Here is a 26,233-nt window from a genome sequence, read left to right on the forward strand (position 1 = left end):
GCGGGCTCGTTCTCTGTGCACAATATCCATTGGCACCTCGGTGTACCTCTTGTTCCATTCTGCTCCTGCCCGGCGGGCGCTCGCACCTAGGGCCGAATCGGCTTGACACCACTAGATTGATAGGGAAGCGCCGCACCCTTCGGTCTGGGGTGATGCACACGGAGCCGGTGTCGGATCGACACCATGGATTCGGTGCCGTACCTCCGAGCGACGGGCTCACGCTCCCGGTTGCGCCGGTCAACCCGCGCGCTGCTGACGTATCGTTCGACCCGCGATGAACCGAGGAACACGACATGAGCATGGAAACGCCTCCCCCTGTGCCGCCCACTCCGCCTGTGCCGCCGACCTCGCCGGTGCCGAGTGTTCCGCCGGGGCCGCCCTTCGGTACCCAGCCACCGAGCCAGGTGCCGGCGAACCAGAGGTACAACGTGCTGGCGATCGTCTCACTGGTCAGCGCCTTCGTTCTGTCACTCGTCGCCGTCATCACCGGTCACCTGGCGCTCAGCCAGATCAAGAAGACCGGCGAGAAGGGCCGCGGCCTTGCGCTTGCCGGGGTGATCCTCGGGTACGCGGGAATTCTCGCCGGCATCATCGTGGCGATCGTTCTCGTCGTCGCACTGGCCACAGGCGCTGCCGTGGTGAAGGCCGGCATCGACCAGAGCCAGGCGCTGTCGTCACTGATCCCCACCGACCTGACGTTGCCGACCGACGACCCGAGCGCTGGTGGCTCCGACGGCTCGACCCAGACTGTGGCCGAGGCCTGCACCATCCTGAACAAACAGGTCTCCGCCTCAGCGAGCGCACTCAGCAACAGCTTCTCGTCGCTGCAATCCGACCCGGCTGGCGCTGTGACCGCTCTGCAGAACCTGTCGACCGACTTCGGCACCGCGCTCGGCACGATCACGAACCCGGTGGTTCTGCAGACGGCAACCACCGCGTACGGGGACCTCGAAACCCTCATCGCCGACATTCAGGCCTACGTCGCCGACCCGAGTGTCGGCAGCAGCGCGATCCAGGCCGACGGTCTCGCCGTCCAGACCTCCTTCACCGCCATCGGCGCGGTCTGCCAGTAGAAAGCAGTCCGCCCCCCATGACGCCGACGCCGCCCACAGGGCCAACCCCGCGCATCCTGCTGCTCAACGGGCCGAACCTCAACATGCTCGGTACCCGGGAGCCCCTCATCTACGGCACGCAGACGCTCGCCGATGTGGAGCACCTTGTGACGTCGAGCGCGCTCGGATTCGGCTACGCGGTGGATGCCCTGCAGAGCAACCACGAGGGCGAACTCATCGATGCCCTCCACAGGGCGCGGACCACCCACGTCGGCGTGCTGCTGAACGCTGGCGGACTGACCCACACCTCGGTCTCGCTGCGCGACGCCGTGCAGGCCTCAGAGCTGCCGATGGTCGAGATCCACCTTTCGAACGTGCACCGGCGGGAGGACTTCCGTCACTTCTCGTACCTCTCCGAGGTGGCGATCGCCATCATCGTCGGGGCCGGCGTGACGGGCTACCGATTCGGCGTCGAGGCTCTGCACGAGCACCTGACGAAGTAGGGCGACTCGAAGTCATCGTCGGAGCACTGAAGAGTCTGCGCGATGAGGTCCTCATACTACCCAGCAGACACCAGACGTCGCGCGGATCACCGGCGGGCTGGAGTTGGTCCAGTGCCTGCAGTTTCCGGCGGGATGTAGTGCATTGTCGCGACCCTGGCCGTGAAGTGGCCGGCCAGGGTCTCGACAGCTGCTCAGCCGATGATGGTCAGACGTTGCTGCATGGTACCGACGTTGCCGGCAGCATCTGTCGCAGAGACGACCACTGTGTGCGCGCCGAGAGTCAGAGGCTGCGAGGTGACCGACCAGGTGCGTGCCGACAACACGCTCGCCGTGTGGGCGACTCCGTCGACGACAACAGTGATGCTGCTGCCTGCTGGCAGATTGACCCGACCGCTGATCGTCGGGGTGACGGACTTGGTCGACATCGCAAGGCCACCATCGATGACAATCGTTGGAGCGATCGTGTCGACGGTGAGTGTCTGCCAGGCAGTCGACACATTTCCGACAGCATCACGAACACGCGCCATCACCGAGTACCCGGATGACCCCAGTTTCGGAGCAGTCACAGACCAGATGCCCGGCGTCGTCACTGCGCCGACGATCGTCTGTCCACCGACTACGACGGTGATGGGGCTGCCGAGGAGAGCATCGGTCGTCCCGCTGATGGTAGGCGCGGCAGAGTTCGTGAGCCGGGCAGCCCCACCGTCGATGAGGATCACCGGTGCCAGGGTGAGCCGCTGTCGCTGCGAGCCGACATTCCCTGCAGCGTCAGTCGCAGAGATGACCACTCCGTGGGTGCCCACGGTGAGACGGGGAGAGACCACTGAGAAGGTTCTCGTTGACGACACAACGCTCGTCAGGGCGACACCGTCGACCACGACGGTGACTGTGCCGCCAGCAGGCAGACTGGTCCGCCCACTGATTGTCGGCGTGGCCGATCGTGTGGAGATGGCAGAGCCGCCGTTGATCACGATCGACGGGGCGATGGTGTCGACGATGAGCGTCTGGGATGCGCTCGCTTTCGACCCGTCAGATGCTACGACGCCAGCGACAACCGCGTGCGCGCCCTCGGTGAGCACGAAAGGGACGACACTCCAAGCGCCCGTGGCCGAAACGGCGCCCGAGAGAGTCTGCTTGTCGACTGTGACGGTGACGCGACCGCTGAGCTGATTCGTTGTGCCACTGATCGTCGGCCGAGCCACTGTTGAGGAGGCCGTCGGGCCACCGGTGATCGCGACCACCGGTGAAGCTGGGGGCGCGGGGGTCGGAGTCGGCGTGACCGTCGGAGTCGGGTTCGGGGTGACCGTCGGGGTAGGAGTCGGCGTCGGTGTGACCGTCGGAGTCGGCGTCGGGGTCGGGGTGACCGTCGGCGTCGGGGTCGGCGTGACTGTCGGGGTCGGCGTCGGGGTCGGCGTGACCGTCGGAGTCGGCGTCGGCGTCGGGGTCGGGGTCGGGGTGACCGTCGGCGTCGCGGTCGGCGCCGGTGTGACCGTCGGAGTCGGCGTCGGGGTCGGAACGACGACGGTCACGTTGATCGTCAGCGACTGTGTGGCCGTGCCGGTGTTACCTGCAGCGTCTGTTGCCGAGGCCGTGACGGCAACGGTTGCGTTTCCGAGCGCTGTGGGAGCAACGGACCACCGGCCACCGGTCTGGACCGTGGCGGTGAAGGTCTGGTTTGACACAACGACCGTGAGAGTGCTGCCCTGGGGAGCATCCGTCGTTCCTGCGACCACCGGAGTTGCCGACACCGACGTCGCGCTGGCTCCACCGGCGATGGTGACGACCGGTGCGATTGTGTCGACGGTCAGCGCCTGCGACGCCGAACCGACGTTGCCCGCAGCATCCGACACCGAAGCCGACACCGCGATCGGGCCCTGGGCAAGCGCGGCCGACGTGACGCTCCACGTGCCATCTGCGTTCACCGGCGTGGTGAGCGTCTGCGTACCGACCAGAACCGTCAACGCAGAACCCGCTGCAGCGTCGGTCGTACCCGAGAGCTCCGGAGTGGTCGACGTCACCAGCACGCTCGCGCCGCCGGTGATCGTGACGACGGGAGCGATGGTGTCGACGGTCAGCGCCTGCGCCGCTGAACCGACGTTGCCCGCAGCATCCGTGACCGACGCGACGACGGACGCCGTGCCCTCAGGCAGCGCAGAGGGAGTGACACTCCACGTGCCGTCGGCAGCGGCCGTCGTCGTCAGCTTCTGAGAGCCGACCAGTACCGAGACGACAGCCCCTGCGGCCTCGTCCGTTGTGCCGTCGATCGTCGGGGTCGACGTTGCGACGAGTGACTTCGCTGCACCGGTGATCGTGACGGCCGGCGCGGTCGTGTCGATGGGAACGATGGTCGAGGCCGAGACATTGCCGATCAGGTGAGTATCGACCGTTGAACCATCTGAGGCCGTGAAGCCGAACTGGTAGCTCGACGGAGCCGCGTCGGTCATCGTGTACCGCAGCACCTGCGTGAGCGCGGCCGTCGGAGCGAATGCCGCATAGACAGTGACCGTCGGGAACTTCTCGGCCGAAACGGTCACGCGGAATTTGCGGGCCATCGCCGAGGTGAGAAGGGTCGAATCGCTCAGGCTGGTGCGCAGCTTCTGAGTCGCGGTCGGCAGGTTCGTAGCCGCCAGGTAGCAGTACCCGGTCTTGCCGGAGCCGGGGCCGCGAAGCACCACCGAGTTGGGTTGGAAGGTCGCCGACTGGCCGGTCGAGCATCCGGTGCCGTGCCCATCGGACGAGCTCGCGAACGCGCCGTGGACATCCAGACCCACACCGAGGTACGCACCCGCCAGACCGTTCGGAGCCGGCGGCTGATTCGTGTTCTGCGCATAACCGATCGAGCTGCCCTGCCCGCCCGTGGTCGTGATGTTCGCCGAACCATCAGCGACGAAGAAGCTGAGACCGTCACCACCCGAGCCACCCGAGCTGTACTGCCACTGATCGAACGTCACGTCCAGCCCGAGAGCGGAAGGCGAGGCCTTCGTGTACACCGCGCCACCCTTGCGGTAGCCCGTTGCGTCGGTGAGCTGCAGGTACCCCGTTGCCGACGCTGCAGCGGGCGATGCCACCCGGAGGGCACAGACGCCCAGGCTCGAGGCGGTCGACGCCGGCGCGACAGTTGCGCGGGTCAGGCAGCCGTCGCCCAGAGCACGCCACGCGCTGTCGGAGATCGTGGTGCCGGAGAACGATTCGGAGACCAAGTTGGTGCCGGCCGGCACGGAGACAACGGGTGCAGAGGCAACGGGTGCAGCAGAGGCCGGTGCGGCAACAGCGACAACCGCGCCGAAAGCAACGAGAGCCGGAGCCACGACGGCCACGATCAGGTGGCTCCTGGTGAGACGACGGCGGCTGGTGGCCGTGGTGATGGACTGCACGAGGTTCCCCTTGCTGGGTGGGTTGACAAGTCGGTGTGAAAAGTCAGTCGGTGTACCGCGTGGTGCAGTACCGAGTAGAACAGTAGCGTTGCCACCCTCTGCGGTCCCGACGCAATTCGCCCAGCTTTTGCGCAGTTTCTCGCCGAATGGCACGAATTGCCGGACAACTTCACTCTCGTGAGGCGATGGTGCCGAATCGAGGCCAGCCCACGCGCCTCACATCGGCACGTCGGCCGGACATCGCCTCGCACCGTCGCATCAGACTCGCGACGAAGCTGGACACTGTTGAGAGCCGTCAGGCGGCTTTCTGCTTGCCTCGAAGCGGGATGCCGGCGATCCACTGGCGAATTGAATCGAAGTTACGACGTGCCTCAACTTCGAGCTCAGCGCTGCGTTCGCGCACCTGCACCGAGACCGTCTCGCGTTGCTCGATCAAGTCGACCATCTGCCCTGCGAGCGCGGCAGCCTCGAACGGCTGGTTGATGTCGACAGTCCAGTCGGAGAGACCGAGCATGTTCGCCAAGCCGCTCACCTTCACGTCATACGCGAGCACCACAGACGGCACACCGAGAATCGAGGCGATGACGATCGCGTGGAATCTCTCACTCACGACCAGGTCGCACGACTCGATGAGCCGGGCGACGTCGTTGTGATCGTGCAGCTCGTGCCGATGGAACGTGACGGAGGGCAATCGGGCAGCGAACGCATCCAGAATCTCGCCGTCGTCGTTCTGTTTGAAACCGACCTGCATCGCCAGCGCGTGCAGCTCGATGGGGTGATGGTCGTTCACCCGCTCGAGGGCGAGGGCGAGGCGCTCGAGAAAGAGTTCCCAGTTCTCTGGGTTCTCGATGTCGAAGTTGAGGTTCAAGGCGACCTTCAGGGGGTCGGTGGATGCCCGTGGCGCCGGTTCGGCCAGGGGAGCTCGGCCAAGCAGCCACTCCGGGCTCGCCGAGAACACTGCGTCGGTCGCCTGAAGCGCATCGACACCGATCGACTGGCAGGTTGCGAGGGACTTCGCATCACGCACCGTCAGCTCGTCGACCTGGGAGAGGATCATGCGCGCAATGCGTAGCCCCCGAGGGCTGCGCAGCGGGCCCACACCGATGTTCAGCATGGCGATGGGCTTGCGTGCTATCCGATGCGTGAAGGTCACGATGGCGAGGATCATCAGAAGAGTCGAATACCGGTTGCGCCCGGTTGAGGCGTAGAGCTCCTTGATGATGCTCCCGCCGCCGAAGCAGAGCAGATCGCAGCTGAGCAGCCCGCGCAACAACTGCCGCCGGTCCTTCGACGTGTCGATCACCTCGACGGTGTACCGACCGGCAAGCTGGGCGCGCGTGAAGGCGGGGTCATACGAATTCACCAGATAGCGATTCTCGCGGCCCAGCTGCGCGAGAAACGATTCGAGCAGAAGCTCGTCACCGATGTTGTACTGGCCATGCGTGCCGAGAAAGACGATCCTGCGAGGGGTGGGGGTGGTGGTCACGATGGTTACTCCTTTGGTTCGGGTGGAGGTGAGTCTTCGTACTCCAGATCGGGCCGTCGACGCGAGCGCCAGCGCACCAGCAGGGCGCTGACCACCAGGAGCAGTCCGGTTGCTGCGATGCCCAGCCAGCTCGGGCCCATCTCATCGCTCGTACCGGGCACGAGATCCTGCACGTCTGCGGCCGCCAGATTGAGCAGCTGGTCCTCGGTGAGGTTGAGGTGGGCCTGGTTGGCAGCAGGGTCGACGTAGCCCTGGACTTTGCCCGTGATGGGGGTGACCTTCGAGCATCCGAGGTCATTGGGGTTGGTGATCTGCGAAACGTTGGCCGGGAGAGCAAGCGACTCATAGTCTGCTTCGGGCACGAGCATCATGCCCTCGACCAGCATGGGGTTGTTGTCGGTCTTGTCGATGTTGAAGGCGTGCGAGCCGGCCGTGGCATCCACCACGCCGAGATCCTGGTAGCTGTACGCGACGTTCACCGGCGTCAGTTCATCTGGCATGGCTGCCTCGAGTTGGGCGACCGACATCCCTGAGGTGTCCACCGGCTTCCGATCGGGGCTGAACACGCTCGCCGTCGGGTAGTACTGGAGGTCACTCGGCGGGGAACGAAGTTCGACCGTCTTGTCGTACGAGAGCCCGGGAGAGCTGATCTTCAACGTGTTCGCCGTCGCGGCCGTTCGCATCAACACGTGGTATTTGCCCGCTGTCGGAACCGTCACCGGAATGCTGAACTGGGTGGCTCGGGGCACACCGATGAACGAACCGCGCAAAGTACCGAAAACCCCGGGAGTGATCACGTTCGTGCGATTCCATTTCGTGTTCGAGAACAACAGGAACGAACGGAACATTGGCGACAGATAGTAGCTCGACGCAACGATGTCGGGGTTGAAGGCGAACATCCGGGTGTCCGGCGGCGAGATCGACTTCGGATGATCCAGCATGTAGAGGTCGAGCGCAGAGGTCTGCACGTCGTCGGTGAGCAGGTGGATCGTGCTGTTCGGCTCCACCGATGCCGGGTCGAAGTACGGCGTGTACTCGAACTTGTAACACCGGCTCAGATCGTGGCGGGTGAACACCAGGTTCAGGTAGGTCTGCCAGCTCGAATCGACCAGCAGCGTCTCACGATGTTCCGGTGCCTGGTCGGTGATCTCGTAGAGTGCATAGCTCTTGTTCTCGAACCGGAGCGCGACCTGGTCGGGCAACCGCTTCAGAGCGGGTTCGACGTAGCTCTCAACGTTCGGCAGGTACTCGGCACCGACACCGTTGTTGGTGTGGATGTTCTTTGCCACCACGATGTACCTGAGGCCGATGTCGCGGGCCTCGTTGATCCACCAGTCCTGCTGGTAGTAGAGCCCGCGCAGAATCAGGAAGAAGTCGAACTTGTTCTTCACGTCGCCTGTCAGCCCGTAGTAGAAGCTCGGCGCGTCGAGATAGTAGATGAAGAACTTGTCGATGAACTTGTGGTCGATACCGTTCTCGTCACCTACGAGTTTCGACGTCTCTGTTGGCGGCAGAACCGCCGTCTTGCCCTCCGGCAGGGCATCGAGGGCCGTCTTGAGCTCCTTCAGGTCACCGAGTGGGAACGGCGAGAGAAAGTTCGCCATGTTGCCCGAGCTGAACACGAGCCGGTACGTCGGGTTGGAGAAGAACGGGGTGAAGAAGACCGAGGCGATGCACGCCGTTGCGAGAAGCCGGAACAGCAGCGTGCTGCGCTCTGCCGCAGTGGATGCCCGGCGTCGCCTCCGCGCAGGCTTCATCGCCTTGGCTGCGACACCCGTCGCGGAGACCGGCGCATCGGTCGGCGCGAATGCGGCTGCGGTGACGGGTTCTGCCTGTGCGTCAGCAGGCTCTCCCTGTCGCGAGTCCCCGGACTGCAGCGCATCCGGCTTCAAGGCGTCGGCCGCGGGCGGCATCGCTGCACGGGCCGGGGCACCCGTCAGAAGGCGGCCCAGCGCATCGATGCCCCAGGCGAGAGTGAGCGACATCACAAGCGGCGCGAGCATGAACAGGATCAGCTGGAACCTGTGCGGGAAGCGGAGCACCTGCACGATGGTGCCAGCGATCGTCACCACGAAGTTGCCGATGACGCTGTGTGAGTTGTTCGCGGTGATGGCGAGAGCCGCGAGGGTGCGGTGGAAGGTCGGCAACCACAGCGGCTCCCCGTAGCCGATCGTCGCCCAGAGGGCGAACGCGATGGCCACGTAGATCACGCCGAGGAGTTGCCGGTGCGGTCTCGTCGGAAACAGCCGACGGCGAATCGGCCCGACGAACAGCGGAATGAACAACAGAACGGTGTACACCGCGTCCGGGTACCGCGGCACCTTGGCGAGGTAGTCGCCGAAGAGAATCTTGTCGGTGATGCCCGCCAGATCCCACGACAGCATGTGCAGCCACGACACCGAGGCGTCCTGAATGAAGTAGAAGTCTCCGGGTACCGTGTCGCTCAGGTTCGTGACCCCGGCGAGGGCGACGTATTTCACGAACAGGGCGTACGGGATGATCGCGATCAGCACGAAGATGACGCCGGCGAACAGCGAGCGCCCGAGAACCGTGTCGCTGGCTTTGGTGGTGAATGCCGTGATCTTCTTGCGAAGCCGGGCCAAGCCGGCGCCGACCGATCGCAGGGACAACGGTTCACCACCCGCGCTCTCCCGCCAGACCGTCACCGGAGACCGCCATCGCCTGCGCCAGCGCCACTGCCAGGGCCACCTCAGCCTGCGCGGGCCGCCCAGTCTCATCCAGAGCCCGACCTGGCCGACGATGAGCACGAGGATGGTGATGCCGAAGAAGAGGCTGAACAGGATCAGGTAGTGCACCGCCGGGTTGAGAAGCGTCACGAAGCTCGACAGCACCATGTAGCGCTTCCACTTGCGCCCTGCGAACAGGAGGGCGTAGAGCATCCACATCGAGGAGATGGTCATCATGACCAACCCGAGAATCAGCGTGTAGAAATGCGTGACCTTGGAGTAGACCATGATCAGGTAGATCAGGGCCACCGGGAACGCCGTCGCGAGATAGATGGACTGCGACGACAAAGAGGTGAACACCTTGTCCATGAAGCGGGCAACGGTGAGGTACGTGCCCCAGAACATGGCGGGGATCACGATGAGAATGGCGAAGGGCAGCACCTTGTAATAGCGCACCCAGGTCGTGAGGAACGCGTAGCGCACGCGGAACTCGTACCCGTTCACCAACTCGTTGAACTGCCCGGCGGCCTGTTCGAGAAGCTGGCTTCGTGGGTTGAAGAAGGGCACCAGTTCGTCGCCGCCGATGACGGCAGTGCCATTCAGAACAGACGGGATGGCGAACAGAACGTCACGGAAGACGAAGAGAGCGCCGGCGAAATAGACCACACCGACGGCGAGCGCGATGGTCTTCACCGAGAGCCCGGCTGCACCGGCGGGCCTGGTGCGAGTCGTCTGCTTCGAGGCCTGAGGGCGGTCGAGCCCATCTGCCTGCGTGGGTCGTGGTGCCCGGCGGAGCACTCTGATCACGGGGCGATCCCCTGACCGTGCCCCAGATCGTCGATGTCTTTCGCCACGGCATCGAAACTCGTGCGCAGGTGCTCGAACGAAGCTGGGTCGAGTGGTGACTCGTCATTCAGCGTCTCGATGGGCAGGCAGGCGGCAGCCAGAGCATCGGCGCCGATCGTGAGGCTGCTCCCTCGCAGCCGGTGGGCGAAGAACCGCAGATCTCCGACGTTTCCGGCGGCGAACGCGTGCTCCAGGTCGAGAAGGTCGTGAGCTCCCTGGAGTGCGAACGAGCGGAGCGCAGCGGCCTTGACCTCTTCTCCCAGGTGATCGAGCCGGGCGAACGGCCGGTTTTCTGACGACCCGAGGCCGGCGTGCGCCTGACTCGCCGGAACGGCAGAACCGAATGCCCACGCAAGGTCGCGCACGGTGAACGGCTTTGCGATGTACTCGTCCATTCCTGCCGCAAGACACGCCTCGCGATCAGTGACGGTCGCGCTTGCCGTGAGGGCGACGATCCTGGGTTGGTGCACCGCATCGCCGGCCGCACGAATTGTGATTGCGGCTTCGAGGCCGTCCATGACGGGCATGTGCATGTCCATGAGCACAAAGTCGTACACCGTGCGGTGCACGGCATCCACGGCTTCGGCGCCGTTGGAGACAAAGTCCACGACGTGGCCGAGCTTGGTCACAAGCACTCTCGACAGGGTCTGCAGGGTCGGGTCGTCTTCAGCCACCAGGACTCTGAGTGCTCCGCCAGCCACAGCGGCGACGTGTCTCGGAAGGTTCGGGTCTGGTGAACGAGGCAGGCCGGGCTCGGCACTGAGGCCAGGGCCCGAGGCGGGGTCGAACGTGGTCAACTCCCCCGCATCGGGCACCTCCAGCGGAAGGCTGTCGACCTCGACACGTACCCGGCTGAGGTTCGCATCCTCGAAGTGGAGCTCGAACGAGAATGCAGACCCCATTCCTACGACGCTCATGAGCGTGATGTGGCCGCCCATCAACTCGACGAGAGAATGGCAGATACTGAGGCCGAGACCACTCCCGCCGTACATCCGAGTCGTCGATTCATCGACCTGTCTGAAGGATGTGAACAGCCGGTCGAGCTTGTCGACAGGGATGCCGATGCCGGTGTCGGCGACCTCGAATCGCACCGCACCGGGCGACGCGCCGTTGCGCACCGTCACACGCACCTCACCAGTCGGCGTGAACTTGACGGCGTTGCCGATGAGGTTGACCAGTATCTGGCGGAGCCGGGTGACGTCACCGAGCACCAGAAGGGGGCAGTCATCCGCCACGCGCACCTTCAGCTTGAGACGCTTTGCGTCGGCCTGCAGCGCGAAAAGGTCGGCACTGTCGGCCACGGCCTCACGAAGGTCGAACGGGCGGTGCTCCAGCTCGACTGCGCCGGCTTCGATCTTCGAGAAGTCGAGGATGTCGGTGATCAGTTCGAGAAGCAACGAACCGCTCCGCGACGCCTTTGTTGCAAGGTCGCGCTGCTCAGGGTCGAGATCGGTCAAGAGCAGCGCCTCGTTCAAACCGAGCACGCCATTCAGCGGCGTGCGGATCTCGTGGCTCATGGTGGCGAGGAACGTGGTCTTCGCCTCGTTCGCCGCGAGCGCCTCATCCCTCGCCTGCTTCAGGCTGGCACTCAGAGCTTCCTCTCCGCGTCGCAACCGATCGGCGTCTGCCACCGAGATGAGCAACCGCAGCACGCCGGCACCCAGAGTGGCGATCGCGAAGAACACGGGTATATCACCCCGGGCACCGAGTTGGTTCTGCAGCAGCACACTCAGGGCGAACAGGGAGAACAGGGCCGGCGCGAACACGATGCCCCGAAAGCGCGACTCGCTGGGCGGTGGTGGCACCTGCGACGACCACGCCGCAAGGGCGATCAGGATGGTGGCGAGTGGCCACAGCACATCGAAGGGTGAGCCCATCGAGTATGCCCCCTGCGCCATCTGCGTGGCGAGCGCGATGCTCGAAATCGCCATGAGCAGGTACGCCGCAAACTGCAGCCACATCGCAGTACTCGGCTTGCGGTTGAGTGCGGCAAGGGCCGCGATGAGAATGGCCACGAACAGAAGGGGAGCCGCCGTGTAGAAGAGCTGGATGAGGTTGCCGACCGACATCGACTCGCCAGGAATGACCGTGATGTTCGAAACGATCGCCAGAAGACCCAAGCCTGCGATCAGGCCATCGAGCCAGACGGCGAACGACGCGTGGGCCACCCGCTTGCGGATGAGCAGCATGAGCGAGGCCGTTGTGCAGAGAAAGAAGAGAACGTACAGAACCTGCGAGACCGGGGCGTTGGGCTGTGCCACACCTGGCGAAGCCGAGAGACCTTCGATGCAGTCCGCCACGGTGACCAGGACGAGGGCTGCGCACATGAGCCCCCACGCCACTCTCTCACGGGGAATCAGGGCGACTCGGAGCCCGATGAGCAGCGCAGACACACCCTCGATTCCCAGGTAGACACCCGTCTCCCACCAGAAGAGGGGAACAGACGACGGAAGAGCAACGGTGGCAATGCCGTACACCGTCAGTACGACGAAGACGGCCACGAAAATGGTGCTGAGAACCCGGGCGCGCGCCCTGCCGCCGATCAGCTGACCGGAGCTCGTGTCATTCGCCACTTCGAAGTTCCTCCCACTCGGTCCCTGAAGATTATTCCTGCGCAGTGTCTCTGGATACGATTCCTGCACGATTTGCAGGCCGCGTCTGCCCCGGTCGACTCGGATTCCCCACCCCCAGTACTCCCAACACCCGCGCATTCATTGGTGCCACTCAAACTGGGGGTGCCCAGTCTTGCAGGCTTCTTGTGTTCTCGTGCGTAATCCCGACAGCCGTCGTCGGATCGCCCCGGTTGATTCTGCGCTATCGTGAAGCCACGACCACCCGCAGGCGATGTACCTGACATCGTCACAGCAGTAGAAATCCGGGGTGCGACGGCGATCGGGCAGTTGCCTGCTTCGCCACCTGACCGACTGCTGGGGGGTAGCGGCTCATGACCGATCCGCAGCACACGGCCCGTCTCGACTCACGCTCCGCCTCGAAACTTCGAATCGGTGTCGTCACAGCATTTCCACCAGGCAGGAACAGCCTGAACGAATTCGGCTTCCACTTGGTGAAGCACCTGTCACGGCTCGACGAGGTCGAGTCAGTGGTCGTCTTCGCCGACGAGACAGACGCGGGTGACCCTGACCCCATGCCGGGGGTCCAATTCGTCTCCGCCTGGCGATTCAACAGCCTGTCGACCGTGTTCCGTCTCACCCGCTCCATCGTGCAGGCGAAGCCCGATGCAGTCGTGCTCAATCTCCAGTTTGCGACCTTCGGCGATCGCCGCATCGCCGGGGCCCTCGGGCTCCTGGTGCCCGCTGTACTGCGAGCACGAAAGATTCCCACGCTCCTGATCCTGCACAATCTGGCTGACAACGTCGACATGAAGGATGCCGGCTTCGCCGGTTCGCCGCTCACCGCCTGGCTGATGACGAAGGCCGGCCGTATCCTGACGCGTGCCTTGCTTCGTGCAGACCTGGTCGCGCTGACGATTCCGCGATATGTCGAGTTCCTACAGTCGAGCTACGGAGCCACGAACGCGATTCTCGCTCCCCACGGCAGCTTCGATGAGATACCCCAGCCCGTGTTCACGGCGCCCCCCGGGCGACGGTCCATCCTCGCCTTCGGCAAATGGGGAACCTACAAGACCGTCGACCTTCTGGTTCACGCCTACAAAGAACTCCTGGACCGCGGCTACACCGACATCAGCCTCGTACTTGCCGGCACCGACAGCCCGAACTCGGCCGGATACATGGCCTCGGCCGAGGAACGCTTCTCCGACGTGCCGAATATCGAGATGCCGGGCTACATCTCTGAAGACGAAGTCTCCACCCTCTTTCTCTCAGCGACCGTTGTGGCGTTTCCGTACACCTCGACGACCGGCAGTTCGGGAGTACTGCACCAGGCCGGAGAGTACGGTCGCGCTGCGGTGATCCCCCGGATCGGTGACCTGGTCGACATCATCGAGGAAGAAGGGTTCCGAGGCGTCTACTTCGAACCAGGTGATGCAACCAGCCTGGCCGACGCGCTCGCAGAAGTGCTCGACGACCCCGTCAAACAGGGGGAGCTGGGCCGGCGCAACTATGCGGCCGCGACCGGGATCCCGATGTCAGAGGTCGTGCAGTGGCACATCGCGCACATCGAACGTCTGCTCGAGAAGCGGGCGCGGCGATGACGGAGCAGGCGGTCACCGACTCGAAGGTGAGTGGCAGGCTGATCGGCGGTGGCGCACTTCTTGCCATCGCGATGGTCGTCGCGAACGCGGGCAACTACATTCTGAACCTCTTTCTCGGGCGGGTTCTGACCCCCGCAGAGTTCTCCGACGCCAACCTGATCGTCACCTTTCTCTTCAGCCTGACCTCGATTGCCCTCTGCCTGCAGCTCGTTGCCGCCCGGTTCATCGCACGCGCCGACCAGCTGGGATTCAGCGGGGATTCCGATCTGCTTGCACGTCGTCTGCGCCTGGTGGCTCTGCTCGCCGGAGTCGTCACCGGCGCCGTGCTCGCGATCGCGGCGCCGTTCTGGTCCACGATCTTTCACACCGCCTCCGCGTTGCCGTTCGTCATTCTCGGGGTCGGCGTACCCTTCTGGCTCGTTCAGGCCGTGGGGCGAGGCGTGATGCAGGCGAGACTGATGTTCGCACCTCTCGCCCTCTCGTTCGTCGTCGAGATGGTGGTGCGACTCGGCCTCGGAATCGCCCTGGTCACCGCCGGCTTCGGCGTTGACGGCGCCACTGTTGCCCTCTCGGTCTCGTTCGTCGTCACGTGCATCGTCGTGCTGATCAGCAGTCGCTCGCACAGCGACACAATGGGCCCTGGTATCGACTACGCCGAAGTCCGGGCGTATGCGTGGTTGGTCTCCGTTCTGCTACTCGGGCAGATCATCGCCAACAACAGTGACATCTTCGTGGCGAAGGCCTTCTTCACGCCGACCGACGCCGGAATCTACGCGGCCGTGGCCCTCGTCGGGCGAGCGGTGTTCTTTCTCGCGTGGTCTGTTGCGACGGTCGTCTTCCCTGTCGTCGCCCGACGCCATGCTGCGGGTGTCGAATCGTCGGCCGTTCTCCGCGGCGGAATTCTCGCTGTTCTCGCCATCGGGGTCGCGTGCACTCTCGGAGCGTTCTGGATCGGCGGCCCGGCGCTGGGCATCATCCTCGGCCCGGCATACTCCCAGCTCTCGGTGCCGCTCGCGGCGTATGCCGCAATGACCACGCTCTTCGCCGTCGCAAATCTTGTGGCGAGCTACCGCCTGTCGCAGTCGCGGGTGACCGAATCGGCCCTGCTGCTTGGCGCATCCGTTCTGCAGCTCATTCTGATTCTCATCTGGCACTCGGACATGGCGACCCTGATCGCCATGCAGTTCATCGCGATGAGCCTGCTGGTGGTCGTATTGGGCGTTAGGGCAATCGCCCTGAGGCTGGGCAACCGACAGGAGGAGGTCGCATGAGCGGGGATTCGTCGGCATACCGGGCGTACCGTGCCTGGGTCACCGAGCCACTGGCCGTGCCGCCGATCGTCTCGGTCGTGATTCCGACCTACAACGAGGAGATCCGGATCCTGCCGACCCTCGGTGCCATCGCGACGCACATGAGCGCGCGGAATGAGCCGTGGGAACTCATCATCGCCGATGACGGTTCGACCGACTCCACCGTCGAACTGCTGAAGGACCTGCGGTTCCCGAACCTTCGGATCCTGGTCGCCGAGAAGAATGCCGGCAAGGGTGACGCCGTTCGCCGGGGCATGCTCGCCGCGCGCGGCGAGGTCGTGTTGTTCGCGGATGCGGACCAGTCGACGCCGATCGAGCAGTTCGACCGGCTCTACGGGAAGGTCGCCGAGGGCTTCGATGTCGTCGTCGGGTCACGCGCGGCCGAGGGTGCTGCGGTGAGCGGAAAGAGCCTGTCGCGCAGGATTCTCAGCCGCGGCCTGCGCGTCATCGTCTCCCGAGGATTCGGAGTAACCGTGACTGACACCCAGTGCGGCTTCAAGCTGTTCACAGCAGACGCAGCCCATCGCCTGTTCTCCCTGCAGGTCGTCGACAGCTTCTCATTTGACCTCGAGGTGCTGTATCTGGCCTCTAAACTGGGTTTCCGTGCCGCGGAAGTGCCCGTCGAGTGGATCGACGCGCCAGGATCCACGGTGGACGCCGCCAAGGTCAGCATGCAGTTCCTCAAAGATCTCGTGCGAATCCGTGTGCACGACATGCAGGGCAGGTATTCGGCCTCCCCCCACACGACCGTTGCACGAGACCAGCACTCACACGCCGCCGGGCTTGAAGAAGGACCAACACAGACATGATCATCCGCACCGAATCCGGCCCCAACCAGAACCGCGTGTCACTCGTCGGTCGTTTTGACGCCCACGAGGCCGAAAGCTTCCGGCGCACTGTGGCACCCCTTCTCACGGCGGAGACCAGCACGCTCAGGCTGGATCTCTCGCAGGTGGCGTTCGTCGACTCGACGGCGCTCACCGAGCTCGTTCGACTCCAGAAGTCTGCCAAGGCACTCTCAGGCGAACTCATCCTCGTCGATCTGTCAGACCCGGTGCGCGTCATCCTCGAAATCACCGACCTGCGCCAGGTGTTCTCCGTTGAGCAGTCTGGCGCGAGCTCCTCGTGATCAATCCACGCCCGCAGCAGTCTCGCGAACGGGCCGCGCTTGCGGCCGTTCCGAAGACGGCGTACCACGCGATCGACCAGCTCGAGGCTCAGGCATCGGCCGCCTACGACGGCCGGGCAGATGGTACAGGCGGGGCTGCGAGCGCGACGGCAGCCGCCGGACTCGCCCGAGACGCGATCCACTCCCTGGAGTCGATGCAACTCGAACTGACCAGCGCCCTGATCGCCAGCCAGGACCGCATTCACGCCATGAAGGCACTCGCACAGATCAACGTGCAGGGCCTGGCATCGGAGCAGACGATCGGCCTGCTTCTCGGCAAGGCTCTCGGCCTGACAGAATCCGTCGTGATCCTTCTCCTCGAGGGAGAGGAGGTCATTGCTTCGAACGGGCAGCTCGCCCAGCTCGACGAATACACCGCAGTGACACTCGAGAGCATCCGCTTGGCGCCAGGGTCTTCGTTGCGAAGCGCGGCCTCCGGACGGGCGATGATCGCTGCGCTCGACCCCGATGGGCAGGCCGACCGCTACCTCGCCTTCTTCCGCGGAGAGGGCCGATCGTTCTCGACCACCGACATCCCGGTCATCGAAGCCATCGTCTCTGCCCTCGGTGTGATGCTGGCGTTCAACGACCTGCACCACCGCGAACTCGAACGCGCCGCCGTCGAGCGCGAACACCAATTGGCCTCTGCCCTGGCGCAATCGGTGATCATCGAGCGACCGCCGAAGTCACCGGTGATCGACTTCTTCGCCAAGTCAGTGCCAGCGTCACTCACAGGCGGTGACTTCTACGTCTTCGGCCAGACAGACGGCTCGATCTGGTTCGCGGTCGGCGACGTCGCGGGCAAGGGGCTGCCTGCAGCAATGATCATGACGCGTGCCGTTGCGGCTTGTCGAGTCGCCTTCCTCGCCCACCGCCACGCCTCCGTTGCCGAGGTCATGCGGCGAATAGAAGACGAACTCTTCGACTACCTCGACGACGTCGGGGTCTTCGTCACGCTCGCTGTCGGTCTCTACGATGAGAACTCTCACGAGGTGTCGCTGGCGAACGCCGGTCACTCCCCCGTCGTACTCGTGCGTGACGGAGTCGCAACCTTCGTACCGGCCTCCGTGCCCCCGCTCGGCGTGGTTCGAAACCTCATACCAGTGGTGAGCAGCATGATCCTGAACGATACCGACTGCCTCGTCGTCGGGTCAGACGGTCTCGCTGAGCAGTCGAATGCTTCCGGAGAGATGTTCGGTTACGAACGCTTTCGACAGCTCTGTCTCAGCGCTTCGCTCAAACCCTCACGGATGATGGGAGAAGAGTTGTTCGACACCATTCACTCATTCGCCGCCGGGCAGAGCGCCTCAGACGACTCGACCCTCGTCATCCTCAAATCGCTCGGAGAGCACTCATGACTCCCATTGTGCAGTCCCATCTCCGCCTTGAGCCGAGCCCTCTGGCCCTCCGGGCGCTGAGTCCCTGGTTGAAGACAGCGATCGACAGCCTGGATCCTGCACCCGCACCGGATCTGTTCTCCCGCGCGGAGTTGGCCGTGCACGAGGCGTGCATGAACGTGATCGACCATGCAGAGCTGCCGCCCAACAGCATGATCGAGCTGGAACTCACTCTCGGGCCCGACAGTCTGACCGTACAGGTACGAGACCCGGGCGAAGAGTTCGATCTGGCTGCGGTGCCTGCGCCTGACCCGATGGGCCTCGGCGAGCGCGGCTACGGGGTCAAGATCATCCGCTCGCTTGTCTCTGTTCTCGTCTACCGTCGAAACGGCGACATGAACGAACTGGAGATGCGCATCGACACAGAGGGGCTATCGTGACGGAATCCGACACCAGAGGCGTACCGAGCGACGGCCTGACACTGACGATCACATCGCTCGTCGGCGACACCGCTGAACTTGCCCTGAAGGGCAGATTCGACGTGGTCGAGTCGCTGGGCGTTCGCGAGCAGTTGGCCAGTGAGAAACTGGCTCCTGTGCGACACCTCACCATCGACCTCACTGAGGTCTCGTTCGTCGACAGCGCTGGTCTCGCCGTGCTCGCGCGAGCTCGACGCGACCTCATGCGCGAGGGAGGATCGGTGACGCTGGTGCGGCCGATTGCCAACGACGCTATGCGCGTTTTCCGGCTCACCCAGTTCGACCAGATCTTCACAATGATCGACCGACCGCAGACGGACGGTTCGTAATGGGTTCGATTGCTCTGGTTGTTGAAGACGATGCGATCTCCCGGCTCGTGTTGTCGCACATGCTCCGTCAACGCGGCTTCGCTGTCGACGAAGCGATCGATGTCGTCGACGCCTGCAGAAAGGTGGTGCGGACCGAATACGACCTCGTGATGTCGGACTACCACCTCCCATCGGGAACCGCTGTCGACGTACTGGAGACGGTCGAAGCACGGCCGGGCACGCAACCACCGTTTCTGCTGATCACGGGCAGCATCGAACATTCGGCCGTCTCTGCGGAACTGGCTGGTCGTCTGAGCGGGCTGATGACCAAACCCGTCAGCTCGGAAGCGCTGAACGACGCCCTCGACCGCTTGTTTCCGCAAGGCTCTGCCTGATGGGTCGCCCCACTCGACTGTCGCGAGTCGGGTACGCACTGGGCTGGGCCGTGGCCGGTGGGCTGGTCTTCGTGGCTGTCGTGCGCGTATGGCGGCCGGAATCTGTGCCCCTGCTCATCGGTCTCCAGGGCGTCGTCGAGTGGGCCCTGCTTCCTGCGTATCCCCTGGCCGTCATCGCGATCTGGCGTCGCAAACGCGCCCTCGCCGTCGTGGCGCTGGCACTCTGTGCCGTACAGCTGTGGTGGACAGCAGGCCTGATCGGGTGGAACGGCACGCAGGCGCTCCCCGACGGAGATCTGCGGGTCCGGCTCGTCACGGCCAACCTGCTCAACGAGAACGCCCACATCCCCGAGCTCGGTGACAGTCTCGCGGCCGAGGGTGCCGACATCGTCGTCGTGCAGGAAGTCACGCCAGATGTGCTGGCAGCCCTCGGCTCATCCCAGCTCTGGACGATCTACCCGTACCGCGCCACCGCGCCGCTGGACGGGTTTCTGGGGTCGGCGACATTCTCGAAGTTCCCCATAGCCAACAGTCACGAAATCGACGTGGCCGGCCACCCGATGCTGCAGACCGACCTCGAGACCCCGGCGGGCTCGCTGCGCCTCGTCAACGTGCACACCGTGGCTCCCCTCTCCACCGAAGATGCACCGGCCTGGGCACGGCAATTCTCCTCACTTGCTACGGTGGCGGCAGAGAGCCCCTTTCCCATCGTGTTCGCTGGCGACTTCAATGCAACGCTCGATCACGCACCGCTCGAGTCGCTGGTATCGGGCGATCTGCGCGATGCCTTCCGGGTTGCCGGATCTGGCGTCGGCCTGACCTGGCCCCGCTGGGACCTGCCCATCCCTCCTCTGATGCGCCTCGACCATGTAATCGTGAGCCCGGGCATCACCGTCGTCTCCGTCAACGACGAACTGAGCGTCGGGAGCGACCACCGCCACCTCGTCGTCGAGCTCGGCCTGCCGCACGCGAACTAGCCGCTGAGAGTTTGAACGCTCGGCACCCAGCCCTTGCGCGACCTGAGCATCACGGATTCACTCTCCTGCGAGCCCTGACGATTACGACTACTCGCCAAACGAGCAGTGCAACAGCGAGAACGCTTAAGACGACAATGCCTACCGCGAACGGCGCTGGGACGAAAGGGCGCAGTGGACCACATGAGTCAGGCCCGTACCCCGAATCGCTGGGGGAGGTGAAGCACACCCTCGTGCCGGACGCGAGCACAGTCACATCGGCAAACATGATGAGCACGATACAGGCGATCAAAGGCCAGATCCGCTGTGATCGACGACCCGGCTCGGATTCCATTGGAGAAGACTATCGACGATGGACGGCGGAGCCGAGCACTCGCTGGTTCAAAACGCAAGTAGTGAGTGCGGGGGGGCGATGCGCGCCCTGAGCGGGGGTGAAACAGGGACGAACCCACTTAGTTCTTCCTCTCCTATTTCCCGCTGCAGGAGTAGGCGAAAAGAAAGAAGCCCCCGAGACGGCGAGATCTCGAGGGCTTCGTAGCGGGAGCGGGACTTGAACCCGCGACCCCACGATTATGAGCCGTGTGCTCTAACCAACTGAGCTACCCCGCCAAGGCCCCCAGTCTCTCACGAGACATACGGAGCCGGGAGCCCCCTGTGGGAATCGGACCCACTACCTCTTCCTTACCAAGGAAGTGCTCTACCAATGAGCTAAGGGGGCGCGTCTGAGCAGCCGAACATCCGGCGGCTTTTGGCACCGTAAGAGAATAGCATCTGCGGGAGGCGCAAAAGCGCCGCGTGACTCGCATTAGGGTTTTAGCATGACAACCGATCTGACTCCCGACGTCGGCGACCCCAACGAAACGCTGACTTTCGCCGGCCTCGACCGCGAAACAGTGGTGACCACCGGCAGCGAGTGGTGGCGCTCTGCAGTGATCTACCAGATCTACCCGAGGTCGTTCGCCGACTCCGACGGCGACGGCATCGGCGATCTGGCGGGCATCACAAGCCGGCTCCCCTCCCTTCTCGAACTCGGCATCGATGCAATCTGGCTGTCGCCCTTCTTCACGTCGCCCCAGCACGACGCGGGCTACGACGTGGCGAACTACTGCGACGTCGACCCCCTGTTCGGCACACTCGCCGACTTCGACACACTCCTGGCGGAGAGCCACTCACTCGGCATCAAGGTGATCGTCGACCTGGTTCCGAACCACACCTCATGGGACCACGAGTGGTTCAAAGCCGCGATCGCCGCGCCTGAGGGCAGCCCCGAACGGGACCGCTACGTGTTCCGCGATGGCCTCGGCCCGAACGGCGACATCGCGCCGAACAACTGGGAGTCCGTGTTCGGCGGCCCGATGTGGTCGCGCATCACCAACCCCGACGGCACGCCCGGCCAGTGGTACCTGCACATCTTCGACATCAGCCAGCCCGACCTCAACTGGGAGAACGAGTGGGTGCGGGCACAGTTCCGCGGCATCCTGCGGTTCTGGCTCGACCGGGGTGCAGACGGCTTTCGAGTGGATGTTGCGCACGGGCTCATCAAAGAAGAAGGCCTGCCCGACTACACACCTCCCGCCGAGGCCGGGAGCATGGGTGGCGGTGCCGTTCCCCTGACTCCGGAGATCGCCGACCCGATCGACGCACCAACTCCTCCCTACTGGGCACAGGAGGGGGTCCACGAGATCTACCGCGACTGGAACGCAGTACTGGCTGAATACGACGGCGAACGTGTACTGTGCGCCGAGGCGTGGGTCGAGCCCCTGCACAAGCTCGCGCACTGGGTGCGTGACGACGAGATGCACCAGGCCTTCAACTTCACCTACCTCTCGGCGAACTGGTCGGCCGAGGAGCTGCGCATCGTGATCGACACGTCGATCGCTGCCTTCGCGACGGTCGGGGCACCGAGCACCTGGGTGCTCTCGAACCACGACGTCGTGCGGCATGCCACGCGCCTCGCCCTGGCCCCTGGCCACCTGCAGGGCGACGGCATCGGGCCGAAGTCGGTCGGCATTCCCGATCCGGCCGACGGACTGCGCAAAGCCAGGGCCGCCACGGCCGTCATGCTCTCGCTGCCCGGCAGCGCCTACATCTACCAGGGAGAAGAACTCGGCCTGCCCGAAGCGATCGACCTGCCCGACGAGGCCCGCCAGGATCCGACGTGGTTCCGCACGAACGGCGAGCGTTACGGCCGAGACGGCTGCCGCGTGCCCATCCCGTGGGAGGCGAACACCCCGAGCTACGGGTTCGGGCCCGCGGACGCGAGCTGGCTGCCCCAGCCCGCCGGTTGGGACGTCTACGCGCGTGACCAGCAGACCGGAGTCGCCGGTTCGACGCTCGAGCTGTACAAGCTCGCGCTCTCGCTCCGCGCCGAGGGCAACCTCGGCATGGGTGCCGTCGAGTGGATCACCGACCTCGGCTTCGGCGACGACGTTCTGGCATTCCGCAATGGTGACGTCACAGTGATCTCCAACACCGGTGCGATGCCCGTCGAACTCCCGGTCGAGGTGCTCGGCGAACTGCTGCTTGCCAGCGACCCTGTCGACGAAGCTGTTCTCCCCGCCGACACGACGGTGTGGCTTCGCTCACTGTGATGTCGCGCGCTGGAGCTTAGAGCGGGCATCCAGTGGATGCCCGCCGCGACGCCAGCGCCGAAGAAGCTGTGCTTCTTCGGGTTCTTACGTCGGGTTCTTGCTGAGATTCTGAAGTCGATGACCCATCTCGCAAGCCCGAACTCAGCTCAGAGACCGGCCTTCGCGAACAACTCGCGGATGATCGGCTCGAGCCGGGCCGCCAACACCGGCTCTGCAGCCAGCGTGAACTCCCGTGCGGCCGGTGCGCCATTGAATCCCGTCACCACGGCCCCGGCCTCGCGCGCGATCAGCGCACCCGCCGCATGGTCCCATGGGTTGAGCCCACGCTCGTAGTACGCGTCGAGGCGACCGGCGGCGACCGCGCACAGGTCGAGGGCGGCAGCGCCGATGCGCCTGATGTCACGCACCTGACCGATCAGCTCCCCGAGCACGATCCCCTGCTTCACGCGCGTCTCAGCGCTGTAGGAGAAGCCCGTGCCGACGAGCGCCTGCGACAGGTCGACGGGAGGGTTGACAGCGAGCGGGGTCGATCCGAGAAAGGCTCCCCGGGCATCCGTCGCCGTGTACACCTCACCGGCCGCCGGGTTCACGACGCACCCCGCCAGCGCGTTCCAGGTGAGAGGGTCGGGTTCGCCCTCGACCACGGCGATGCTGATGTTGTAGGCCGGGATGCCGTAAAGATAGTTGACCGTGCCGTCGATGGGGTCGACGACCCAGGTGAGGCCCGAAGTACCTGCCGAGGCCGAGTCGGTCGACTCTTCCCCGAGGAACCCGTCGTTCGGCCGCGCATCGGCAAGAGAGCTGCGGATGAACGCCTCGACTTCGCGGTCGGCGAACGTCACCACGTCTTCGAGTGACGACTTGCTCGCCGCCACCTGCACGCCCTCCTGGCGCCGGCGGGCCGCCAAGGTGCCCGCTTCGACGGCGATTCGGCGTGCGATGGCGAGCAGCTCTGCGTTCGGGTCAGCGAGCGTCATGCTGCCGAACCCTCGACCGTATCGACCAGCCAGGCGACGGCGTCCCGCCACGGCAGCGGCTCACCCGTGACCTCAGGATGCCCGTGGGACTTGTGGGTGCGGGCCACATAGAGCGCATCGGCCCCCGCTGCGCCACTGAGTTCGAAGCGACCCACTTCGTGCCAGTCGACGAGGCGAGAGACCCACACACTGAACTTCTCGTCGTGATCGTTCTGGATGAAGAACGAGAACGTACCCCGGTGGAACGAAATCTGTTCGTAGCGGGTGCGCGGCAGGTCGTCGATCGCAGCAAGCTGCGGAGGCAGATCGGTCATGCCCGAACTCTACCTGCTGGTCGGTAAGGAGCGGATTCGCACGGAGGCGGGTGGCGGCTACCCGCCGTTGACCGTCACTCCCACGGCGAGGCACTGGTTCGAGAGGTCGGTGAACGTCTGCTGCCCTTTCGACTGCGCTTCGGAGCTGGTGTCGTCGATGACCGATACGAGATAGCTCATGTCTGAGGCCAGCGTCTGCCACCGCGAATCGACGGCCGCCGCCGCCGAAACCTGCGCCGCGGCACCGGCTTGCGTCTTCGGGAAGGTCGACTTGTCTTGAGAGAGGCTCGTCTGCCAACTCTGGCAGGCGAGCACCACACTGGCCAAAGCAGCAGAGCTCGGGTTAGGATTCGAGGGCGTTGTACTGGGGACTGGGGTCATCGATGGAGTTGCTGCGGGGGGTGCCGACGACGGCTGCGGGCTCGGTGTTGCCGAAGCAGACGACGTCGACGATGGCGGGGACGGCTGAGGGCCTGCACTCGTGCAGCCCGTCACAACAGCCAGCGTTACCAACAGTGCGGCCCCGGAAAATGCCCGAACCAGACCGAGTCTCATTCCGACTCCCCCTTCGTAACGATCTCTGAAGCCAATGAAGAGCACCACCGACCACCCCTTCAACAAACGTCGCCCAGCCAGTACCGAACTTGCTCGTCGTTCTGAAGCTACCCCATGAACGCACGAGGAGTACTGTGACCCGGCTGAACAGAGTGTCCATTGCCGTCACCATCGCCCTGGTGGCAGGCCTCGGCGGTGTGGGTGTGCAGCCTGCCTTCGCACAGCCAACACCGACACCGTCAGTGGCGCCTTCAGCCGCAGCATCCACCGCCCCTCTGCCAACGGCTACAGAAGCGCCGGCCCCCACTCCGACACCGACACCGGATGCTGTACCACCGTCACCGGGCACACCAGCGACTGGTTCACCGCAACCGATAGCGACGACCACACCGACACCGACAGCCCAGCCGACGATCGTACCCACACCGGTCAAGTCTGCGCAGCCGGCGGCGCCGACCCCGACCCCCACCACCTCGACGCAGGCAGTCGGTACTCCGCTGGTGTCGAATGACCCCCACGAACTCGCCCAGGCCCTCGTCGACGCCAAGACGGCTGGTGCGCTCCGCACCAACCCGCCCGCGATCTTCGACCGTGAGATCGCACCTCTGGCCCAGGGCCAGGCGCTCACGGGCTGTACCGTCGACACGCGAATACTGCAGATCATCGTTCTGACGCTGTACAAGTTCGGTTCGGTCACGATCTCCGACATCCAGAGGCCGTGCATCGGCGACCAGACCAACTGCGGGCCACCGACCTACTCCGTGCACTGCACAGATCCGGCGAGGGCCGTGGACTTCGCCGTCGTCGGCGGCGTGGTGCTCAACGGATCGAATTCGCAGACCATCCAGCTGCTCAAGCTCCTCGACAGTGTCGTTCCAGACGGGACGAACGCCGGCCAGTACCAATGCAGGGTGTCAGCGGGGACGTCGCTCTACCTGGTGAACATCAACCAGTTCTCCGACTCCTGCAATCACGAGCACATCGATTTCAGGAACACGAATGTGCCGCTGAACCTCGCCGCGATCGGCGCGGGCGTCAACGTGCTCTCGGCCAGCGGCTCGTACGTGACAGCCTTGTACAACGACTACCTCGCCCGCACCCCGGCGTTCAGCGAGCTCATGTTCTGGACGAAGATCCTCGACGGCGGCGGTGCCCGAACTGCCGTATCTGACGCTTTCGTCTCGAGCGACGAATACCGCCTCATCCGCATCAATGCCGCGTATCGGGGCATTCTGGGGCGCGGCTCCGATCCCGGCGGGCAGACCTTCTGGCTGACACGCATGCAACAGGGTCTGCTGACCACAGACGACATCGAGACCAGCTTCTACGGATCACTGGAGTACTTCACCAATCACGGTGGTACAAATCTGTCGTTCGCGCAGTCGCTGTACCAGACGCTCCTGAAACGCTCGGGAGGTGCGTCCGAGTACCAATTCTGGGCAGATCTTGCGCAGAGCCACGGTCGCGACTGGGTCATCGCGCAGTTCTGGGATTCGACAGAGACAATCAGCAGCCGCGTGAGTTCGATGTACTCGGCGTATCTCGGGCGGGTGCCAGACCCAGCGGGGTTGCAGAACTGGGTCGGCCTTGCCCTCAAGATCGGCGATTCCGGCCTGCGCTCGGGCCTCACCGGCAGCGACGAGTACTGGTCGCGCGCGGCGACCCGCTTTCACTGAGCGGGCCGGGGCGCGCGGCGGCGGCCGTGC

General features: G+C 64.5%; 20 protein-coding genes and 2 tRNA genes. 13 read left to right on the forward strand and 9 right to left on the reverse strand.

The features are described 5' to 3' along the window. The first annotated feature begins 293 nt into the window (after nucleotides 1–293). Nucleotides 294–1,073 carry a DUF4190 domain-containing protein gene (locus tag KPL76_RS02490; protein ID WP_216334890.1) on the forward strand — a complete coding sequence of 260 codons (780 nt, stop codon included), beginning with the start codon at nucleotides 294–296 and terminating at the stop codon, nucleotides 1,071–1,073. A gap of 17 nt (nucleotides 1,074–1,090) precedes the next feature. Next, nucleotides 1,091–1,555, forward strand: coding sequence for a type II 3-dehydroquinate dehydratase (gene aroQ, locus KPL76_RS02495; protein ID WP_216334892.1), 465 nt, complete (start codon nucleotides 1,091–1,093; stop codon nucleotides 1,553–1,555). A gap of 191 nt (nucleotides 1,556–1,746) precedes the next feature. On the opposite strand, the gene KPL76_RS02500 is transcribed toward aroQ, so the two are convergent. The 4 genes from KPL76_RS02500 to KPL76_RS02515 form a co-directional block, all read right to left on the reverse strand. After that, nucleotides 1,747–4,929, reverse strand: a complete 3,183-nt coding sequence (locus KPL76_RS02500) for an Ig-like domain-containing protein (RefSeq protein ID WP_216334894.1) — start codon at nucleotides 4,927–4,929, stop codon at nucleotides 1,747–1,749. Between the two features lie 295 nt (nucleotides 4,930–5,224). Further along, entirely contained in the window at nucleotides 5,225–6,415 is a 1,191-nt protein-coding gene (locus tag KPL76_RS02505) for a polysaccharide pyruvyl transferase family protein (protein ID WP_216334896.1), read from the reverse strand. A 5-nt stretch (nucleotides 6,416–6,420) separates the two neighbouring features. Then, complete coding sequence (locus KPL76_RS02510) at nucleotides 6,421–9,909, reverse strand: hypothetical protein (RefSeq protein ID WP_216334897.1); 3,489 nt, start codon at nucleotides 9,907–9,909, stop codon at nucleotides 6,421–6,423. Beyond that, nucleotides 9,906–12,521, reverse strand: a complete 2,616-nt coding sequence (locus KPL76_RS02515) for an ATP-binding protein (RefSeq protein WP_216334899.1) — start codon at nucleotides 12,519–12,521, stop codon at nucleotides 9,906–9,908. Before KPL76_RS02515 ends, KPL76_RS02510 begins: the two co-directional genes overlap by 4 nt. A gap of 371 nt (nucleotides 12,522–12,892) precedes the next feature. Between KPL76_RS02515 and KPL76_RS02520 the strand changes: the two genes are divergently transcribed. Genes KPL76_RS02520 through KPL76_RS02560 form a run of 9 tightly spaced genes read left to right on the forward strand, consistent with a single transcriptional unit; the run spans nucleotide 12,893 to nucleotide 20,093 of the window. Continuing rightward, on the forward strand, nucleotides 12,893–14,119 hold the full coding sequence (locus KPL76_RS02520; RefSeq protein ID WP_216334900.1) for a glycosyltransferase: 1,227 nt from the start codon (nucleotides 12,893–12,895) through the stop codon (nucleotides 14,117–14,119). Then, nucleotides 14,116–15,390, forward strand: a complete 1,275-nt coding sequence (locus KPL76_RS02525; protein ID WP_216334902.1) for an oligosaccharide flippase family protein — start codon at nucleotides 14,116–14,118, stop codon at nucleotides 15,388–15,390. The genes KPL76_RS02520 and KPL76_RS02525 overlap by 4 nt, the downstream gene beginning before the upstream one ends. Then, on the forward strand, nucleotides 15,387–16,238 hold the full coding sequence (locus tag KPL76_RS02530; RefSeq protein ID WP_216334904.1) for a dolichyl-phosphate beta-glucosyltransferase: 852 nt from the start codon (nucleotides 15,387–15,389) through the stop codon (nucleotides 16,236–16,238). Before KPL76_RS02525 ends, KPL76_RS02530 begins: the two co-directional genes overlap by 4 nt. Next, a complete protein-coding gene (locus KPL76_RS02535) occupies nucleotides 16,235–16,558 on the forward strand; it encodes an STAS domain-containing protein (protein ID WP_216334906.1) in 324 nt (107 codons plus the stop codon). Before KPL76_RS02530 ends, KPL76_RS02535 begins: the two co-directional genes overlap by 4 nt. Further along, entirely contained in the window at nucleotides 16,555–17,955 is a 1,401-nt protein-coding gene (locus tag KPL76_RS02540; RefSeq protein WP_216334909.1) for a PP2C family protein-serine/threonine phosphatase, read from the forward strand. Before KPL76_RS02535 ends, KPL76_RS02540 begins: the two co-directional genes overlap by 4 nt. Next, nucleotides 17,952–18,374 carry an ATP-binding protein gene (locus KPL76_RS02545; protein ID WP_216334914.1) on the forward strand — a complete coding sequence of 141 codons (423 nt, stop codon included), beginning with the start codon at nucleotides 17,952–17,954 and terminating at the stop codon, nucleotides 18,372–18,374. Before KPL76_RS02540 ends, KPL76_RS02545 begins: the two co-directional genes overlap by 4 nt. Beyond that, nucleotides 18,371–18,742: an STAS domain-containing protein gene (locus KPL76_RS02550; protein ID WP_216334916.1), complete on the forward strand. Its 372-nt coding sequence runs from the start codon at nucleotides 18,371–18,373 to the stop codon at nucleotides 18,740–18,742. Before KPL76_RS02545 ends, KPL76_RS02550 begins: the two co-directional genes overlap by 4 nt. Beyond that, the gene (locus KPL76_RS02555) at nucleotides 18,742–19,116 is read left to right on the forward strand and encodes a response regulator (RefSeq protein ID WP_216334917.1); all 375 of its coding nucleotides are present in this window, start codon (nucleotides 18,742–18,744) and stop codon (nucleotides 19,114–19,116) included. Before KPL76_RS02550 ends, KPL76_RS02555 begins: the two co-directional genes overlap by 1 nt. Then, complete coding sequence (locus tag KPL76_RS02560; RefSeq protein ID WP_216334919.1) at nucleotides 19,116–20,093, forward strand: endonuclease/exonuclease/phosphatase family protein; 978 nt, start codon at nucleotides 19,116–19,118, stop codon at nucleotides 20,091–20,093. Before KPL76_RS02555 ends, KPL76_RS02560 begins: the two co-directional genes overlap by 1 nt. A gap of 532 nt (nucleotides 20,094–20,625) precedes the next feature. Here KPL76_RS02560 and KPL76_RS02565 read toward each other — a convergent pair. Both KPL76_RS02565 and KPL76_RS02570 read right to left on the reverse strand, forming a co-directional pair. Then, nucleotides 20,626–20,699 (reverse strand) — tRNA-Met (locus KPL76_RS02565). A 37-nt stretch (nucleotides 20,700–20,736) separates the two neighbouring features. Next, a tRNA-Thr gene (locus tag KPL76_RS02570) sits at nucleotides 20,737–20,808 on the reverse strand. A gap of 100 nt (nucleotides 20,809–20,908) precedes the next feature. Between KPL76_RS02570 and KPL76_RS02575 the strand changes: the two genes are divergently transcribed. Then, nucleotides 20,909–22,681 carry a glycoside hydrolase family 13 protein gene (locus KPL76_RS02575; RefSeq protein WP_216334921.1) on the forward strand — a complete coding sequence of 591 codons (1,773 nt, stop codon included), beginning with the start codon at nucleotides 20,909–20,911 and terminating at the stop codon, nucleotides 22,679–22,681. A 146-nt stretch (nucleotides 22,682–22,827) separates the two neighbouring features. Here KPL76_RS02575 and KPL76_RS02580 read toward each other — a convergent pair whose 3' ends face one another. Genes KPL76_RS02580 through KPL76_RS02590 form a run of 3 tightly spaced genes read right to left on the reverse strand, consistent with a single transcriptional unit; the run spans nucleotide 22,828 to nucleotide 24,353 of the window. Further along, complete coding sequence (locus tag KPL76_RS02580; protein ID WP_216334922.1) at nucleotides 22,828–23,658, reverse strand: inositol monophosphatase family protein; 831 nt, start codon at nucleotides 23,656–23,658, stop codon at nucleotides 22,828–22,830. Beyond that, a complete protein-coding gene (locus KPL76_RS02585; RefSeq protein WP_216334924.1) occupies nucleotides 23,655–23,972 on the reverse strand; it encodes a hypothetical protein in 318 nt (105 codons plus the stop codon). The genes KPL76_RS02580 and KPL76_RS02585 overlap by 4 nt, the downstream gene beginning before the upstream one ends. A 57-nt stretch (nucleotides 23,973–24,029) precedes the next feature. After that, nucleotides 24,030–24,353: a hypothetical protein gene (locus KPL76_RS02590; RefSeq protein WP_216334926.1), complete on the reverse strand. Its 324-nt coding sequence runs from the start codon at nucleotides 24,351–24,353 to the stop codon at nucleotides 24,030–24,032. A 308-nt stretch (nucleotides 24,354–24,661) separates the two neighbouring features. Between KPL76_RS02590 and KPL76_RS02595 the strand changes: the two genes are divergently transcribed. Further along, a complete protein-coding gene (locus tag KPL76_RS02595) occupies nucleotides 24,662–26,203 on the forward strand; it encodes a DUF4214 domain-containing protein (protein WP_216334928.1) in 1,542 nt (513 codons plus the stop codon). Nucleotides 26,204–26,233: the final 30 nt, after the last annotated feature.

This window comes from Subtercola sp. PAMC28395 (assembly GCF_018889995.1).
Lineage (GTDB): Bacteria > Actinomycetota > Actinomycetes > Actinomycetales > Microbacteriaceae > Subtercola.